Origin of the sequence: Streptomyces sp. NPDC005955 (genome assembly GCF_042871255.1) — a bacterium.
Lineage (GTDB): Bacteria > Actinomycetota > Actinomycetes > Streptomycetales > Streptomycetaceae > Streptomyces.
Genome location: NZ_JBIAIF010000014.1, coordinates 1 through 15,468, shown reverse-complemented (window position 1 = coordinate 15,468; position 15,468 = coordinate 1). Strand labels below are relative to the sequence as shown.

Sequence of the window (15,468 nt, the reverse complement as noted above, 5' to 3'; positions counted from 1 at the left end):
CCGTCCGCGCCCTTCCTGGTTCCGCCTGCCGGTGAATGAGAGGCGACCCACCATGCCGCTGGTCTTTCCCCCTGCTCCCGCGCCTGCCCTGCGCAGCGTCGTCGCGGCACTAGGTTCTCCCACGGCCGTCCGTGAGGCCAAAACCCCTGCCCTGCGTGCCGCACAGGGCTCCGTCACAGCGGAACTACCGCTGCCCGTCCACGTGCTGGACCAACTCGTGCCCGCCTCGTCGACCACCCTCGCGGGCTGGCGTTACGTGATCCGCTGCGGCGACCAGTCCGTGGCGGCGGCGGACACCGTCCTCACCGCGGACGGCTGGGCCTTCTCCCACTTCTTCGAAGGCCCGTACATCGCATCCACCCAACGCGCCGTCCGGCAAGCGGAGTCGCTCCCCGTCCCGTACCAGGCGCGGCTGCTGTCCGTTCCCGGCCTGTACATGCTCACGCTGTGGCTGCACGGCGACCCCACGGCCGACCCCGCCGGGGGCACCCTCACCCCGACCGACCTGCTCATCCCCCTGGCACCGGCGCCCCCCGGCGTCACGGCGCACCGCACGCACCGCGCGGCCGAACTGCTGCCCGCCCTGGGGAACCGCCTCACACCGGCACCCCCGCTCACGGCACCGGCCTGAGCCGACGGCCGCCAGCGCCCCGACCCACCCGCCGACGCCCCCTCAGCCAACCGAACGACTGAGCGGCAGAACGGCAGAACTACCGAACGACGGACGGACGGTCCCGGTGCTCACGCAGAGCACCGGGACCGTCCGTCTGTGCTAACGGCCCGAAAGGACTAGCCCTTTTCGACCATTCCTAACCCCCCATTCGGGCAACCCATTTGGGCTGAACCATCCGTGCGGGTGATACGTCTCTAACGAGTAAGAACCTGCTGCCGCGAAATCCCTGCGGAATCACGCCCGTGGGGCAACACTGGGGATCAGACCGACGATACGGGGGGCGGCCATGAGCACCGGGTCCAGCCGCAGGACAGCCTTCACACCGCAGCGAAAGAACGCATCCACCATGTGCCAGCACCAGTCACCGTGCCCGACGGCGGAGTCCGCCGACCGCGAGGCCGCGCTCGCCGTGGCCCACCACCCGGAGCAGGGGTGGAGCCTGCTCTGCAACGGCGTCCTGCTGTTCGAGGACACCGGTGAACTGCTGCCCAACGGCGAGATCATCGCACCGCACCGCCCGCTCGGGGCGGACGGCGTGATGACGGCGGCGTAAGCCCCCACCGGACCGGCAGTCGCACCGGCGGGGCCGGCCCGGAACACCTCCGGACCGGCCCCGCTTCCACGTCTGCGGCACGGGCCGTGGGCCCGCGACGGCATCAGTCCTGGTACGCGTCCAGGGGCGGGCAGGAGCAGACGAGGTTCCGGTCGCCGTACGCCTGGTCGATCCGGCGCACCGGCGGCCAGTACTTGTCCGCGGCCGACACCCCGGCCGGGAAGACCGCCTCGTCACGGCTGTACGCGTGCTCCCACGCACCGGACAGGGCGCGCGCGGTGTGCGGGGCGTTGCGCAACGGGTTGTCCTCGGCGGGCCACTGCCCCGAACCGACCTTCTCGATCTCCGCACGAATGGCGATCATCGCCTCGCAGAACCGGTCCAGCTCGACCAGGTCCTCGCTCTCGGTCGGCTCGATCATCAAGGTGCCCGCCACCGGGAAGGACATCGTCGGTGCGTGGAAGCCGTAGTCGATGAGCCGCTTGGCCACGTCGTCGACGGTCACGCCGGTGGCCTTGGTGAGGGGGCGCAGGTCGATGATGCACTCGTGCGCGACGAGTCCGCCCGGACCGGTGTAGAGCACCGGGAAGTGCGGTTCGAGGCGCTTGGCGACGTAGTTCGCGGACAGCACCGCGACCTGGGTGGCCCGCTTGAGCCCCTCGCCGCCCATGAGCCGTACGTACGCCCAGGAGATCGGGAGGATACCGGCGGAGCCCCACGGCGCCGCCGAGATCGGCCCGACACCGGTCTCGGGCCCGGCCGCCGGCTGGAGCGGATGGTTCGGCAGGTACGGCGCGAGGTGGGCGCGCACGGCCACCGGTCCGACACCCGGACCGCCGCCGCCGTGCGGGATGCAGAACGTCTTGTGCAGGTTCAGGTGCGAGACGTCGCCGCCGAAGCGACCGGGCTTGGCGAGCCCGACGAGGGCGTTGAGGTTGGCACCGTCCACGTAGACCTGACCGCCCGCGTCGTGCACCTGCGCGCAGATGTCCGCGACGTGCTCCTCGAACACGCCGTGCGTGGACGGGTACGTGATCATGAGGACGGCGAGCTGCTCGCGGTGCTGCTCGATCTTGGCCCGGAGGTCGTCGACGTCGACCTCGCCGTCGTCCGCGGTCGACACGACGACGACCTTCATCCCGGCCATGACCGCGCTCGCCGCGTTCGTGCCGTGCGCCGACGACGGGATCAGACAGACCGTGCGCTGCTCGTCGCCGTTGGCCCGGTGGTAGCCGCGCACCGCGAGCAGCCCGGCCAACTCGCCCTGGGAGCCGGCGTTCGGCTGGAGGGACACCCGGTCGTAGCCGGTGACCTCGGCGAGCCGCTCCTCCAACTCGTGGATCAGCGTGAGGTACCCCTGCGCCTGCTCCGCCGGTGCGAAGGGGTGCAGCTGACCGAACTCGGGCCAGGTGACCGGCTCCATCTCGGTGGTGGCGTTGAGCTTCATCGTGCAGGAGCCGAGCGGGATCATGCCCCGGTCGAGGGCGTAGTCCCGGTCCGAGAGCCGGCGCAGGTAACGCAGCATCGCCGTCTCCGAGCGGTACTGCCGGAAGACGGGGTGCGCCAGGTAGTCGTCGGTGCGCAGCAGCGCCCCGGGCAGGGCGTCCACGACGGACGCGTCCAGGGCCTCGACGTCGGCGTCGGCGCCGAAGGCGGTCCAGACGATGCCGAGCTGGGCCCGGGTGGTGGTCTCGTCGCAGGCGATGCCCACGTGGTCGGCGTCCACCAGGCGCAGGTTGACGCCGCCCTCCCGGGCCGCGGCGACGACCTCGGCGGCCCGGCCGGGCACCCGTGCGGTGACCGTGTCGAAGAACGCGCCGTGCACGATCTCCGTGCCCGCCGCCCGCAGCCCCTCGGCGAGGATCGTCGCGTAGCGGTGGGTGCGGCGGGCGATCGTCCGCAGCCCTTCCGGACCGTGGTAGACGGCGTACATCCCCGCCATGACCGCGAGCAGCACCTGCGCGGTGCAGATGTTGCTGGTCGCCTTCTCCCGCCGGATGTGCTGTTCACGGGTCTGGAGCGCCAGCCGGTAGGCCCGGTCCCCGTCGCTGTCCACGGAGACGCCGACGAGGCGGCCCGGGAGGCTGCGGGCGAACTTCTCGTGGACGGCCATGTACCCGGCGTGCGGTCCGCCGAAGCCCATCGGCACCCCGAAGCGCTGGGTGGTGCCGACCGCGATGTCCGCGCCGAGCTCACCGGGCGGGGTGAGGAGCGTGAGGGCGAGCAGGTCGGCGGCGACGGTGACGACGGCACCCAGTGCGTGGGCCTGCGCGATCAGGGGCCGCAGCTCGCGGACCGCCCCGGAGGCACCCGGGTACTGGAGCAGGACGCCGGTGACCCCCCGCTCGGCGACCTCGGACGGGATGCCGGAGGACAGATCGGCGACGAGGACCTCGACCCCCGTGGGTTCGGCGCGGGTCCGGATGACGGCCACGGTCTGCGGCAGGGTGTCCGCGTCGACCAGGAAGACGCCGTTCTTGACCTTGCCGACCCGGCGCGACAGTGCCATGGCCTCGGCCGCGGCCGTGCCCTCGTCGAGGAGGGAGGCCCCGGAGGTGGGCAGTCCGGTCAGCTCCGCGACCACGGTCTGGAAGTTGAGCAGCGCCTCCAGCCGGCCCTGGGAGATCTCCGGCTGGTACGGGGTGTAGGCGGTGTACCAGGCCGGGTTTTCCATGACGTTGCGGAGGATGACCGGCGGCGTGAAGGTGCCGTAGTAGCCGAGGCCGATCATCGAGCCGAGCACCTCGTTGCGGTCCGCGAGGGAGCGCAGCTCGGCGAGGACCTCGGCTTCGGTGCGGGCCGCGGGCAGGTCCAGGGCCTCGGCGTTCTTGATGACCTCGGGCACCGCGGCCGCCGTCAGCTCGTCCAGCGAGCCGTACCCGACCTGCGCGAGCATCTTGGCGCGGGCCTCCACGTCGGGTCCGACGTGGCGCCGCTCGAACGGGATGCCCTGTTCGAGCTGGGCGAGGGGGGAACGGTTGACTGTCATGCGGGGGCCTCCTGGTCGGTACGACCTGCGAGGGGCACCGCATTGCGGGTGCCCGGACGGCCCTCCCCCTCTGTCATCTCAACCTGAGAGCTTCACCGGGCCGGAGCCCGACTTTCACCGTCGGTGAGGGCGGAGGCCGTCGGCCTTCCGCCCTGCTTTCCAGAGTGACCTCACCCGTGCGGTACTGGGGGCCTGAGAGATTCCGGGGAGGATTTGCTCCTTCGGCGCCCCCGGTCGTCAGCCGGGGAGCTCTCCCGCACAGGGTCAACAGCCGTTTCCACCCTACCAGCGGGCCCTCGCACGGGGCTTCGAGTGGCCGCCCGTCGAAATGTGGACTTTCGTAGTGCTTACGGATGAGTTGCGACCACTGGAGGGCACGTGCAGACCGACATCGATCCGCGCAACCTGATCGGCCGCAAGGCGTTCGACCTCCACGGCACGAAGATCGGCACGGTGGACGAGGTCTACCTCGACGACGCCACGGGGGTGCCGGAGTGGGCGGCGATAAGGACGGGGCTCTTCAGCCGTGACGCGTTCGTCCCGCTGGAGCCCAGCGAGCTGGTGGAGGGCACGTTGCGGGTGCCCTTCGAGCGGTCCCTGATCAAGGACGCCCCGGACTTCGGCGTCGGCCGCCACCTCTCGCCCCAGCAGGAGCTGCGCCTCTACCACCACTACGGGCTGAACCTGGCGTCCCCGGGCCCGGCGCCACCGGCGGTACGGGACTTCGGTGAGCTGGCCGGAGCGGGCGACGACCCGAAGCTCCCGGACGACCGCTAGGCCCCCTCTTCCGGATCAGGCCGGGTCGTCGGGGGCGGGGCGGTGCACCAGGGAGACCGGGCCGGAGGGTTCGAGGGCCGGGTCGTCCACGGCGAAGGTCCGCACCCGGCCCGGCCCGGAGTACGGGGTCTCGAACCGCACCGTCACCCGCCCCACGCCGCTCCCCTGCACCCAGCCCCGCCCGTACTCGGCGTGGTGCACGTCATGGCCGGCGGCCCACGGGGCGGGCGGACGGGCGCTCGTCGGTTCCGTGCCGTCGGGTGGGGCCGCGGGCTCCTCGGCGGCGGCTCCGTCGGCCTCGGTCCGGGCGCCCGCCGCCTGGGCGAACAGGTCCTCCTGGGTGTAGTCGGCGAGCCCGCTCACGCCCACCCCGAGGAGGCGCACGCCCCCGGTGGTGTCCACGGACTCCAGCAGCCGCGCGGCGGCCTCCCGCACCACCGAGGGATCGTCGGTGGGTCCGCGCAGCGTCTCGGAGCGGGTCAACGTCGAGAAGTCGTACCTGCGCACCTTGAGCACCACGGTCCGCCCGGAGTGTCCCGAGTCCCGCAGTCGCCGCACGCACCGATCGGCCAGCTGCTGGACCTCCCACCGCACCCGCGTGCGGTCGTGGATGTCCACGTCGTAGGTGTCCTCGACGGACACCGACTTCGTCTCCCGTTCGGCGACGACCGGCCGCTCGTCGTGCGCGAGGGCCATCGCGTACAGCGCCGCCCCGTGGGCCTTGCCCAGCAGCCGCACCAGTTCGTCGGCCCCGGCCTCGGCCAGTTCGCCGACCGTGGTGATCCCGGCGCGCCGCAGCTGGTCCCCGGTGGCGGGTCCGACCCCCGGCAGCACCCGGACGGGCATCGGGGCGAGCAGCGCCCGCTCGGTACCGACCGGTATCAGCAGCAGCCCGTCGGGCTTCGCCTCCTCCGAGGCGACCTTGGCCAGCATCTTGGAAGCCGCCAGGCCGACCGATCCGGTCAGCCCCGTGGTGGCCTTGATGTCGGCGCGCAGCCGGGTCCCGACCGAACGCGCCGACGCCTCGTCCCGGGCCGCTCCGGCCGCCTCCAGGTCGACGAACGCCTCGTCCAGGCTGAGCGGCTCCACCAGCGGTGACAGCTCCCGCAGCAGGCCCATGACGTGGTCGCTGATCTCCCGGTAGAAGGCGAAGCGGGGCACCAGGTAGGCGGCGTTCGGCGCGAGTCTCCTGGCCTGGGCCGTGGGCATCGCGGAGCGCACCCCGAAGCGGCGCGCCTCGTAGGAAGCGGTGGCGACCACCCCGCGCGGGCCGATGCCGCCCACCACCACCGCCTTGCCCCGGAGACTGGGCTTGGCGGCCTGCTCCGCCGAGGCGTAGAAGGCGTCCATGTCCAGGTGCAGGATGGTGGGCTGGTTCCTCACACCCCCGATGCTGCCCTACGCCTCTGACAACGCCCTGGTGGGCGGGGGCGTCGGCGCGTCAGACGGCCCGGTTGCGGCGCCGGGCGAGCTCGTCCGCGGGGTGGTTCCCGACCAGGGTCTCCCCCGTGTCCACGCGTTCGCCGTGCAACTGGGACAGGGCGCTCTCGACGTCCTGCCAGACCACCCCGACGGCGATCCCGAAGATGCCCTGACCGCCCTGGAGGAGTTTGTGGACCTCGTCGGGCGAGCCGCACTCGTAGACGGTCGCGCCGTCGCTCATCAGCGTCATGCGCTCCAGGTCACGGAATCCGCGCTCCCGTAGGTGCTGGACGGCGGCCCGGATGTTCTGGAGCGAGACACCGGTGTCGAGGAACCGCTTCACGATCTTGAGGACGACCACGTCCCGGAAGCTGTACAGCCGCTGCGTGCCCGAACCGTAGGCGGGTCGGACACTGGGTTCCACGAGCCCCGTGCGGGCCCAGTAGTCGAGCTGCCGGTAGGTGATGCCCGCGGCGGCACACGCCGTCGGTCCGCGGTAGCCGACCTGATGGGGTTGCCGTTCGTCGTCCTCGTCGGCCGGCAGCGGACGCCCCGGCACCTGGCCGGTCCGACCGCTGTGGAGCGCGTACGGGCCGCCTTCCCCCGGAATCCGTCCGGGGGCACCCCCAGCCGTACCGTCGCCGCTGCTTCTCACGCCGACCTCCGTCCTTGACCTGCCTTCCCGACGGTAGGCAGTCGCTCGGGGTGCGTCAACGATCGCCACACTCGCCACGCCGAGTGATAATCACCCTACGAGTGGTTTCCCGTGTCTGATTGCGGGAAAGGCTAGCCGAATGTGCCGAGAGGGCCGCCCCGGGTACCGGAACGACCCCCCGGATCCGGCCGACCGCCGCCGGCGGTCGACGCACGCGGCCCGGTCACTGGCTGTTGGTGCCGAAGTCCTCGGGCGAGATCTGGTCCAGGAACTCACGGAACTTCTCCACCTCGTCCTCCTGCTCGTCGGGGATGGCGATCCCCGCGTCGTCGAGGACGCCGTCACTGCCGTAGATCGGCGTTCCCGTGCGCAGCGCCAGCGCTATGGCGTCGGAGGGGCGGGCACTGACCTCGACACCGCTCGCGAAGACCAGCTCCGCGTAGAAGACGCCCTCGCGCAGGTCCGTGATGCGCACCTCGCTCAGCTCCTGACCCACGGCCTCCAGCACGTCCTTGAACAGGTCGTGGGTCAGCGGCCGTGCGGGCGCCATGCCCTGCTGGGCGAAGGCGATCGCCGTCGCCTCCCCGGGGCCGATCCAGATGGGGAGGTAACGGTCGCCTCCCACTTCACGCAGAAGCACGATCGGTTGGTTGGAGGGCATTTCGACCCGGACACCTACGACGTCGAGCTCGTTCACACAGCAACCCTAGGCCGTGCCCGGCACCTTTGGGTAGTCGGGCACTCCGGCCGGCTGGCCAGCGGGGCGCCCTTGCGCGGCCCGCACCGGGCTCCGTCAGGGCAGTCGCACCCCTAGGGCCGCCCGAACCAAGGCCGAATGCAGCCCCACGGTCAGCTCCGCCAGCTCCCGCGTCCGCGCCTCGGCGTGCGCCCGGGTCTGCGGATTGCGGTGCAGCCGCAAGGGGGCCACGACCTGGTCGACGAGACCGGCCTCGCGTTCCGCGGACGCCTTCATGGCGCGCAGGTGCCGCGGCTCGATGCCGTACCGGCCCAGTTCGACGAGGAGGCCGGCCACGGTGACGGCCGAGGCGTCGTACCCGCCGTCGGGCAGCGGAACGAGCAGCCCGTAGGACTCCCACTCCGCCAGGCCGTCCTCACCGACCCCGACGGCCGCCATCAGCTCCTCACGGCCCACCCGGGCCGCCGTGGGCCCGGATGCGTCCAGGGCGCCCGCCCGGCCCGTCAGGGGGTCGTTCTGGGGCTCCCCCGGGCGACCCAGGGAAGGCAGCTGCACGGCCTCCCCCCGCTCCAGGGCGTCCAGGTACTCACGGATGACCCGGAGGGGGAGGTAGTGGTCCCGCTGCAACCGCAGTACCTGGGCGAGTCGCTCCACGTCCTGCGGGCTGAACTTGCGGTAGCCGGACGGCGTGCGCTGGGGCTCGATCAGCCCCTCGGACTCCAGGAAACGGATCTTGGAGATGGTGACCTCGGGAAACTCCTCCCGAAGCGCGTTCAACACGGTGCCGATGCTCATGAGGCGGCTGGCCGCCGCGGCGGTGCCGTTGCCGGCACCGCCGCTCGGTTTGTGCAGCATGGGGCCTTCCCCGGGTCAGACGCCCCGCTGGCTCGCGTAGAAGACCAGCCGGTACTTGCCGATCTGGACCTCGTCGCCGTTGGCGAGCCGGACGTTGTCGACCGGCTCGCGGTTGACGTACGTGCCGTTGAGGCTGCCGACGTCCGCGGCGGTGAACGCACCGTCCGGACCGCGGCGGAACTCGACGTGCCGGCGCGACACCGTCACGTCGTCCAGGAAGATGTCGCTCTGCGGATGACGCCCCGCGGTCGTCAGATCACCGTCCAGCAGGAAACGACTGCCGGAGTTGGGACCGCGACGGACCACCAGGAGGGCCGAGCCGAAGGGCAGCGCGTCCACCGCGGCCTGTGCCTCCGGCGACAGGGAGGGCGACTGGGTCTGCCCGGTCACCTCCGCGTCGTACGCTTCGAGCCCGGAGATCGAGATGGTCGAGGTCGTCTCCGACGGCCGCTCGGCGCCACCGCGCAGGGGCGCTCCGCAGTTGGAGCAGAAACGGCTCGCCTCCGCGTTGCGGTGACCACACCTCGTACACACCAAGGTCATGGACGGACCCCCTTGCGGCTGCCCACCGGGGGCTTGGGACGCGTACGGGTCGGCGGCAAACCCTCCACCCGTACCTGAGGTTGACGGTTCCCCGAAACCTATGCGGCCGGGCGCGGCAGGGTCAACGGGGGACGCGCCCTGTCCGCCCGAAATGTCACCACCTGGAGCACCAACCTGATCACGGAACAGCGGGCGTTCGCCGGACTGCTCCTCGGCTCCCCCGTGACGGGGGGCACGGTGTCGTGCCGTGGCGTTGCCACGGTCCTCGCGTGCGCTCTTGCCGAACAACTTCGCAAACAACTTCACGGGCGATTCCCCTTGACCGAAACAGACCCGCCCGTGGGGCAGGACGAACCCTGACTACACACACCTGCCGACCCGGACACCTTCACAACGTCCGTACCCACCGGACAGTTTCCACCACGCACCGCTCTTCCGGTGCGCCGACCCCCCGCAACCACGTGCACCCGCCGAGTGACCCCCGCGTTCCCCGGATCACCGGGAGGACGACCGAGCGTAGTCAGGCTGCTTCGCCGGCCGCAAGGCGTCCACGACGATCTCCTCCGCACGCGTCACCGTCACGCTGGCCTGCTCCTTCTCCAGAGTCTGCACCACGCCGCCGGGGATGTGGAGCGCCGGTTCCAGGTCCTGCGGCCTGCCGATCACCTTGAACCGGTACGGCGGACTGATCGCCTTCCCGTCCACGCTCACCCCTTCTCCTTCCCCGCCCGTCAGGTACGTACCGGCCACGATCCGCACTCCGTTGAGCTGGATCGCCTCGGCACCCGCCGCGCGCAGCTCCTGGACGGCGTCCAGCAGCATCCGCGACTCCACCCCCGCGTGCTCGTCGGTGACCACCATGGTGATCCCGGGGCCCTCGGCGCCCACGGTGCCGGCCAGCACGCCCAGTTGCTTCTCCCTCTCGACGGTCTGCTTGCGCGCCGCTTCGGCCTGGTCCGAACTGTTCTCCAGTTCGGTGCGCTGGCCTTCGAGACGCCGCTTCTCATCGTCTAGACGTTCCGTGCGGTCATCCAGTTCATCGAGGATCCGTACCAGATCCTCCTGTCGGGCCCCACGCAGCACACTACTGTCACTGGTGGCCGCGACCTGGACGGCGAGGCCGAAACCGAGCCCCGCGAGCAACAGCGCGACGATCAGCTGCGCCCGGCTCAGGCGCGGCGGCCACAGCCCCTTCACGAGGCGCTGTCTCCCCGTCAGACCCGGTTGCGTGACCCGCTGGCCGTGCGGCCCCTGCGCATCGAGGTCTCCCGGACCGCCCGCCGCGGGCCCCACGGGCACCTCGGCGGGCAGTTCCCTGCGCAGCTGGTGGGCGGAGGCGTCCTGCTGTTGCCCCGCACCGCCGCCCACGGCCTCACCGGCACGGCCGGGCCCGCCCTGTCCCTCGGAGTTCATCGGCCCCTCGGAGTTCATCGGCCTCACGCCCGGAACACGTGACGGCGGATCGCGGCGGCGTTGGAGAAGATGCGGATGCCGAGCACGACCACCACACCGGTCGACAACTGCGCGCCGACGCCCAACTCGTCCCCCAGGAAGACGATCAGGGCCGCGACGACGACGTTCGACAGGAACGACACCACGAACACCTTGTCGTCGAAGATGCCGTCGAGCATGGCCCGCAACCCTCCGAAGACGGCGTCCAGCGCCGCGACCACGGCGATCGGGAGATACGGTTCGACCACCGCGGGGACTTCGGGCCGGACCAGCAGTCCGGCCACGACTCCCAGGACGAGGCCCAGTACGGCGATCACGATGTGCCCTTCTCTGTTCTCGGCTGTGCGGTGCGGACGATCACGCTCGGCGCCGCGGGCAACCGCAGGTCGTCGTGCGCGGAAATCCCCGTCCTGATCCCGAAGTTCTCCTGGAGAGCGTTCAGGTACAGGCCGTCGGGGCTGTTCTGGAACCGGGTGCTCAACCGCTGGCGGTCACCGACCGCGAGCACGGTGTAGGGCGGTACCAGGGGACGGTTGTCCACCAGGACGGCGTCCCCCGCCGCGCGGATCGCGGACAGGGCGGTGAGCCGCTGTCCGTTGATCGACACGGCTTCGGCCCCGGAGTGCCAGAGCCCGTTGACGACCCGCTGGAGATCACGGTCCTTGACGCGGCCCGTGTCGGAGAAGCCGGAGGTACCGCGCGGACCGTCACCGTCCGCGTCGGCCTCCTTCGCGTCGTCCACCGTCAGTTTGACCCCGGGGCCGTGGACCGCGGAGGAACCCGCGAGGACACCGACGAGGTCGTCGGAGCCCTCCTCGTGCTTCAGCGCCTCGCGCCTGCGGTCGTGCACGTCGTCCCGGAGGGTGTCGACGCTCTTCTCCAACTCGTCGGCCGCCGCCGTCTCGGCCTCGACCCGGTCGATCAGTTCCTCGCGTTCCTTGGCGATCACGGGAGCCGTCACCCGGGCCTGCGCCGCGCCCACCGTGACGACCAGTCCCGCCAGGACCAGCCCCACCGCCAGGCCGAGCCGCGCGCGCAGGGTCTTCGGCAGCCCGCCGCTCTCCCCCTGGGCCCGCTTGCGCGCCGCGGCCTCCGCATAGCCGTCGTCGAGGCTGTGGTCCATGACGTTCGTCAACAGGGACATGGACGCGTCCGGGCGCCGGGGACGCGAAGTCGTACTCCGAACAGGGGGCGGCTGCGGCATGCCGCACATCGTCGCACGTCGGCGTCCATTCCTCCGAATGGCCCTGACGGACCGCCGGACGGCGCCCGGCAGGGGCACCGTCCGACACTCGAAAGACGTACCCGTCACGCGGCGATGACGGCCCGCGCGGGTGACCGACGGGTCAGTTGCCCGCGCTCTCGACGACCCCCGACCACTCGTCCAGCAGGGCCTGCGCCGAGGCGTCGTCGGGGCCCTCCGCCCACAGGTGGGTGACCGCTTCGGCACGGTCGGGGAGGACGAGCACCCAACGGCCGTCCGCCTCGACCACGCGCACGCCGTCGGTGGTGTCCACGGACCGGTCCCCCGCTTCCTCCACCACCCTGCGCATGACCAGGCCCTTCACGGCCCACGGCGTCGCCACGTCGCGCTTGAGCACATGGGCCCGCGGAATCCGTGCATCGATCTGGCTCAACGTCAGCTGGGTGCGGGCCACCAGACCGATCAGCCGGACGAAGGCGGCCGTGCCGTCGAAGACGCTGCTGAACTCCGGGACGATGAAGCCGCCGCGCCCGTCACCGCCGAAGATCGTGGACTCCTCACGGCCCACCCTCGTCAGGTCGTCGGGGGACGTCGTCGTCCAGTCGACCTGGGTGCCGTGGTAGGCCGCGACCTGTTCGGCGATCCGGGTCGTCGTCACCGGCAGGGCCACCCGCCCGCTCCGGCGCTCGGCGGCGACCAGGTCCAGCATGACCAACAGCGCACGGTCGTCCTCGACGATCCGCCCCTTCTCGTCCACCAGCGACAACCGCTCGCCGACCGGGTCGAACCGCACACCGAACGCCGCCCGGGCCGAGGCCACGATCTCCCCGAGCCGTACCAGGCCGGCCCGTCGGGCGTCCGCCGTCTCGGTGGGCCGCGCCTCGTCCAGACCCGGATTGACCGTCAGCGAGTCGACGCCGAGTTTGCCCAGCAGGCTCGGCAGGACCAGGCCGGCGCTGCCGTTCGACGCGTCGACCACCACCTTGAGCCCGGAGTCCGCGATGCCCGTCGTGTCGACGTTCCGCAACAGGGAACCCGTGTACGAGTCGAAGACGCTCGCCGGGAAGTGCAGGTCGCCGATCTCGCCGGGGAACGCCCGACGGTACTCCTGGCGCGCGTACACCCGGTCGAGCTTGCGTTGACTCGCCTGGGAGAGGTCGGCGCCGCGCCCGTCGAAGAACATGATGTCGACGGAGTCGGGTACCCCGGGCGAGGTGCGGATCATGATGCCGCCGGCGCTGCCCCGTGCCGTCTGCTGCCGCGCCACGGGCAGCGGCACGTTCTCCAGGTCCCGCACGTCGATCGCACTGGCCTGGAGGGCGGAGATCACCGCGCGCTTCAGGGCCCGGGCGCCCCTGGAGTGGTCGCGGGCGGTGGTGACCGTCGCGCCCTTCTTCAGGGTCGTCGCGTAGGCGCCGGCCAGCCTCACGGCCAGCTCCGGGGTGATCTCGACGTTCAGGATGCCGCTGACCCCGCGCGCACCGAAGAGGTGCGCCTGGCCGCGGGACTCCCAGATGACCGAGGTGTTGACGAAGGCGCCCGCCTCGATCGTCTTGAAGGGATAGACCCGCACGTTGCCCTGGACGATCGATTCCTCACCGACGAGACACTCGTCGCCGATGACGGCACCGTCCTCGATGCGGGCGGCCCGCATGATGTCGGTGTTCTTCCCGATGACGCAGCCCCGGAGATTGCTGTGCTCCCCGATGTAGACGTTGTCGTGGAGGACCGCCTTGTGGAGGAAGGCACCGCTCTTCACGACGACGTTCGAGCCGACCACCGTGTGCTCGCGGATCTCGGCGTTGGCTTCGACCTTGGCGTAGTCCCCGATGTACAGGGGTCCCCGCAGCACCGCGTCGGGGTGCACTTCGGCGCCCTCGGCCACCCACACCCCGGGCGAGATCTCGAATCCGTCGAGGTCGACGTCGACCTTGCCCTCCAGGACGTCCGCCTGGGCCTTCACATAGCTCTCGTGCGTGCCCACGTCCTCCCAGTAGCCCTCGGCGATGTAGCCGTAGATGGGCTTGCCGTCCTTCATCAGCTGGGGGAAGACGTCACCGGACCAGTCGACGGACACGTCGGCCTGGACGTAGTCGAAGACCTCGGGTTCCATCACGTAGATACCGGTGTTGACGGTGTCGGAGAAGACCTGGCCCCAGGTGGGCTTTTCCAGGAAGCGCTCGACCCTGCCCTCTTCGTCGACGATGGTGATGCCGAACTCCAAAGGATTCGGTACCCGCGTCAGACATACCGTGACCAGGGCTCCCTTCTCCTTGTGGAAGGAAATCAACTCAGTGAGGTCGAAATCGGTGAGGGCATCACCGGAAATGACCACGAACGCGTCGTCCTTGAGCGCCTCTTCCGCGTTCTTCACACTGCCCGCGGTTCCGAGTGGCTTCTCCTCGTTGGCATAGGACAACTCCATGCCGAGTTCTTCACCATCACCGAAGTAGTTCTTGACGAGGGAGGCCAGGAACTGGACGGTCACGACTGTCTCGGTGAGCCCATGCCTCTTCAGCAGCCGCAGCACGTGCTCCATGATGGGCCGGTTGGCCACAGGCAGGAGCGGCTTGGGCATGCTTGAGGTCATGGGGCGAAGGCGTGTGCCTTCACCACCGGCCATCACGACGGCCTTCATGTCGGAAGCGTCCTCCTTGAGAGACGACGGTCTAGCCGACTGCGCCCTCAATTGTCCCGCACGGATCCGCTACGGGCCATCAGGCGAGCACCCAGGCACCATCGGCGGGGCTCAGCCGGCCATGGCGTCCGCCCGCACCAAGCGGCGAACCTGCACCATGTACAAGACTCCTGCCCACCAGTACAGGGTTGTACCCCATCCGGCGAACGCCCATCCGAAAATAGCAGCGAGTGACGCGATCCATCCGCTTCCGTCGCTGAGCAGCAACAACGGGAAGGCGTACATCAGGTTGAAGGTGGCGGCCTTGCCGAGGAAGTTCACTTGCGGCGGCGGATATCCGTGCCGTCGGAGGATCCCGACCATCACCAGCAACACGAGTTCACGCGCAAGCAGTACGGCGGTCAGCCAGACGGGGAGGATCTCCCGCCAGGTGAGGCCGACCAGGGTCGACAGGATGTAGAGCCGGTCGGCCGCGGGGTCGAGCAGTCGGCCGAGGCTGCTCACCTGGTTCCAGCGACGCGCGAGCATTCCGTCCAGATAGTCGCTGATGCCGCTGAGCGCCAGGACGAGCAGGGCCCACCCGTCGCTCTTGGGGCCCCCGAACTCGGGACGGAGGATCAACCACAGGAAGAGGGGCACGCCCAAGAGACGTGCCATGCTGAGGATGTTGGGGATGGTGAGGACCCGGTCCGTCTGGACACGCGTCTCCTGGACCTCCACCCGGGGGCCTCCTGTGGGAACGAGCCAACGATACGACCTGACCTTACCGTCAAGCGGAGAACCTTCCGTACGGAGGGGTGTACGGCACTCCGGACAACGGCCTGCGAGCCGGTTGCCCCTGTTTTCCCGACCCGTGAACGCAAAAAAGAGCTGCGGGCCCCGGAGGAATCAACCTCCAGAGCCCACAGCTCTCTTATTCAAAATTTGTTCGGCGGCGTCCTACTCTCCCACAGGGTCCCCCCTGCAGTACCATCGGCGCTGTGAGGCTTAGCTTCCGGGTTCGGAATGTA

Annotated in this window: 14 protein-coding genes, 1 rRNA gene and 1 riboswitch; of the genes, 3 read left to right on the top strand and 12 right to left on the bottom strand. The window is 70.4% G+C overall.

Annotated features, from left to right (window positions below):
* Positions 1-52 precede the first annotated feature (52 nt).
* Together ACFYOU_RS27205 and ACFYOU_RS27200 are read left to right on the top strand one after the other, a co-directional pair.
* The gene (locus ACFYOU_RS27205) at positions 53-631 is read left to right on the top strand and encodes a hypothetical protein (RefSeq protein WP_391309179.1); all 579 of its coding nucleotides are present in this window, start codon (positions 53-55) and stop codon (positions 629-631) included.
* A 388-nt stretch (positions 632-1,019) separates the two neighbouring features.
* Positions 1,020-1,226: a DUF5999 family protein gene (locus tag ACFYOU_RS27200; protein ID WP_385494783.1), complete on the top strand. Its 207-nt coding sequence runs from the start codon at positions 1,020-1,022 to the stop codon at positions 1,224-1,226.
* A 103-nt stretch (positions 1,227-1,329) separates the two neighbouring features.
* Here the strand turns inward: ACFYOU_RS27200 and gcvP are convergent, their stop codons facing one another.
* Entirely contained in the window at positions 1,330-4,215 is a 2,886-nt protein-coding gene (gene gcvP, locus ACFYOU_RS27195; RefSeq protein WP_391309177.1) for an aminomethyl-transferring glycine dehydrogenase, read from the bottom strand.
* 169 nt (positions 4,216-4,384) lie between these two features.
* A riboswitch (glycine riboswitch) is annotated at positions 4,385-4,482 on the bottom strand.
* Positions 4,483-4,593: 111 nt separating this feature from the next.
* Between gcvP and ACFYOU_RS27190 the strand changes: the two genes are divergently transcribed.
* Positions 4,594-4,992: a PRC-barrel domain-containing protein gene (locus ACFYOU_RS27190; protein WP_389773135.1), complete on the top strand. Its 399-nt coding sequence runs from the start codon at positions 4,594-4,596 to the stop codon at positions 4,990-4,992.
* Positions 4,993-5,007: 15 nt separating this feature from the next.
* Here the strand turns inward: ACFYOU_RS27190 and ACFYOU_RS27185 are convergent, their stop codons facing one another.
* From ACFYOU_RS27185 to rrf, 11 genes are all read right to left on the bottom strand, one after another.
* Positions 5,008-6,375, bottom strand: coding sequence for a DNA polymerase IV (locus tag ACFYOU_RS27185; protein WP_391309175.1), 1,368 nt, complete (start codon positions 6,373-6,375; stop codon positions 5,008-5,010).
* A gap of 58 nt (positions 6,376-6,433) precedes the next feature.
* Entirely contained in the window at positions 6,434-7,069 is a 636-nt protein-coding gene (locus tag ACFYOU_RS27180) for a MerR family transcriptional regulator (protein WP_389773140.1), read from the bottom strand.
* Positions 7,070-7,292: 223 nt separating this feature from the next.
* Complete coding sequence (locus ACFYOU_RS27175) at positions 7,293-7,766, bottom strand: bifunctional nuclease family protein (RefSeq protein ID WP_030794342.1); 474 nt, start codon at positions 7,764-7,766, stop codon at positions 7,293-7,295.
* A gap of 96 nt (positions 7,767-7,862) precedes the next feature.
* Positions 7,863-8,621, bottom strand: a complete 759-nt coding sequence (locus tag ACFYOU_RS27170) for a MerR family transcriptional regulator (RefSeq protein ID WP_391309173.1) — start codon at positions 8,619-8,621, stop codon at positions 7,863-7,865.
* Positions 8,622-8,636: 15 nt separating this feature from the next.
* Positions 8,637-9,512, bottom strand: a complete 876-nt coding sequence (locus tag ACFYOU_RS27165) for an FHA domain-containing protein (protein ID WP_389773154.1) — start codon at positions 9,510-9,512, stop codon at positions 8,637-8,639.
* Positions 9,513-9,659: 147 nt separating this feature from the next.
* On the bottom strand, positions 9,660-10,577 hold the full coding sequence (locus tag ACFYOU_RS27160; protein WP_391309171.1) for a DUF881 domain-containing protein: 918 nt from the start codon (positions 10,575-10,577) through the stop codon (positions 9,660-9,662).
* A 23-nt stretch (positions 10,578-10,600) separates the two neighbouring features.
* Complete coding sequence (locus ACFYOU_RS27155; protein WP_073795017.1) at positions 10,601-10,933, bottom strand: small basic family protein; 333 nt, start codon at positions 10,931-10,933, stop codon at positions 10,601-10,603.
* The gene (locus ACFYOU_RS27150; RefSeq protein ID WP_391309168.1) at positions 10,930-11,760 is read right to left on the bottom strand and encodes a DUF881 domain-containing protein; all 831 of its coding nucleotides are present in this window, start codon (positions 11,758-11,760) and stop codon (positions 10,930-10,932) included. Before ACFYOU_RS27150 ends, ACFYOU_RS27155 begins: the two co-directional genes overlap by 4 nt.
* A 202-nt stretch (positions 11,761-11,962) precedes the next feature.
* Positions 11,963-14,458, bottom strand: a complete 2,496-nt coding sequence (locus ACFYOU_RS27145; RefSeq protein ID WP_385494775.1) for a sugar phosphate nucleotidyltransferase — start codon at positions 14,456-14,458, stop codon at positions 11,963-11,965.
* Between the two features lie 111 nt (positions 14,459-14,569).
* Positions 14,570-15,178 (bottom strand): CDP-alcohol phosphatidyltransferase family protein, encoded by a 609-nt coding sequence (locus tag ACFYOU_RS27140; RefSeq protein ID WP_391309166.1) that lies wholly within the window; start codon positions 15,176-15,178, stop codon positions 14,570-14,572.
* A gap of 206 nt (positions 15,179-15,384) precedes the next feature.
* Positions 15,385-15,468, bottom strand: a 5S ribosomal RNA gene (rrf, locus tag ACFYOU_RS27135); the annotation flags it as partial.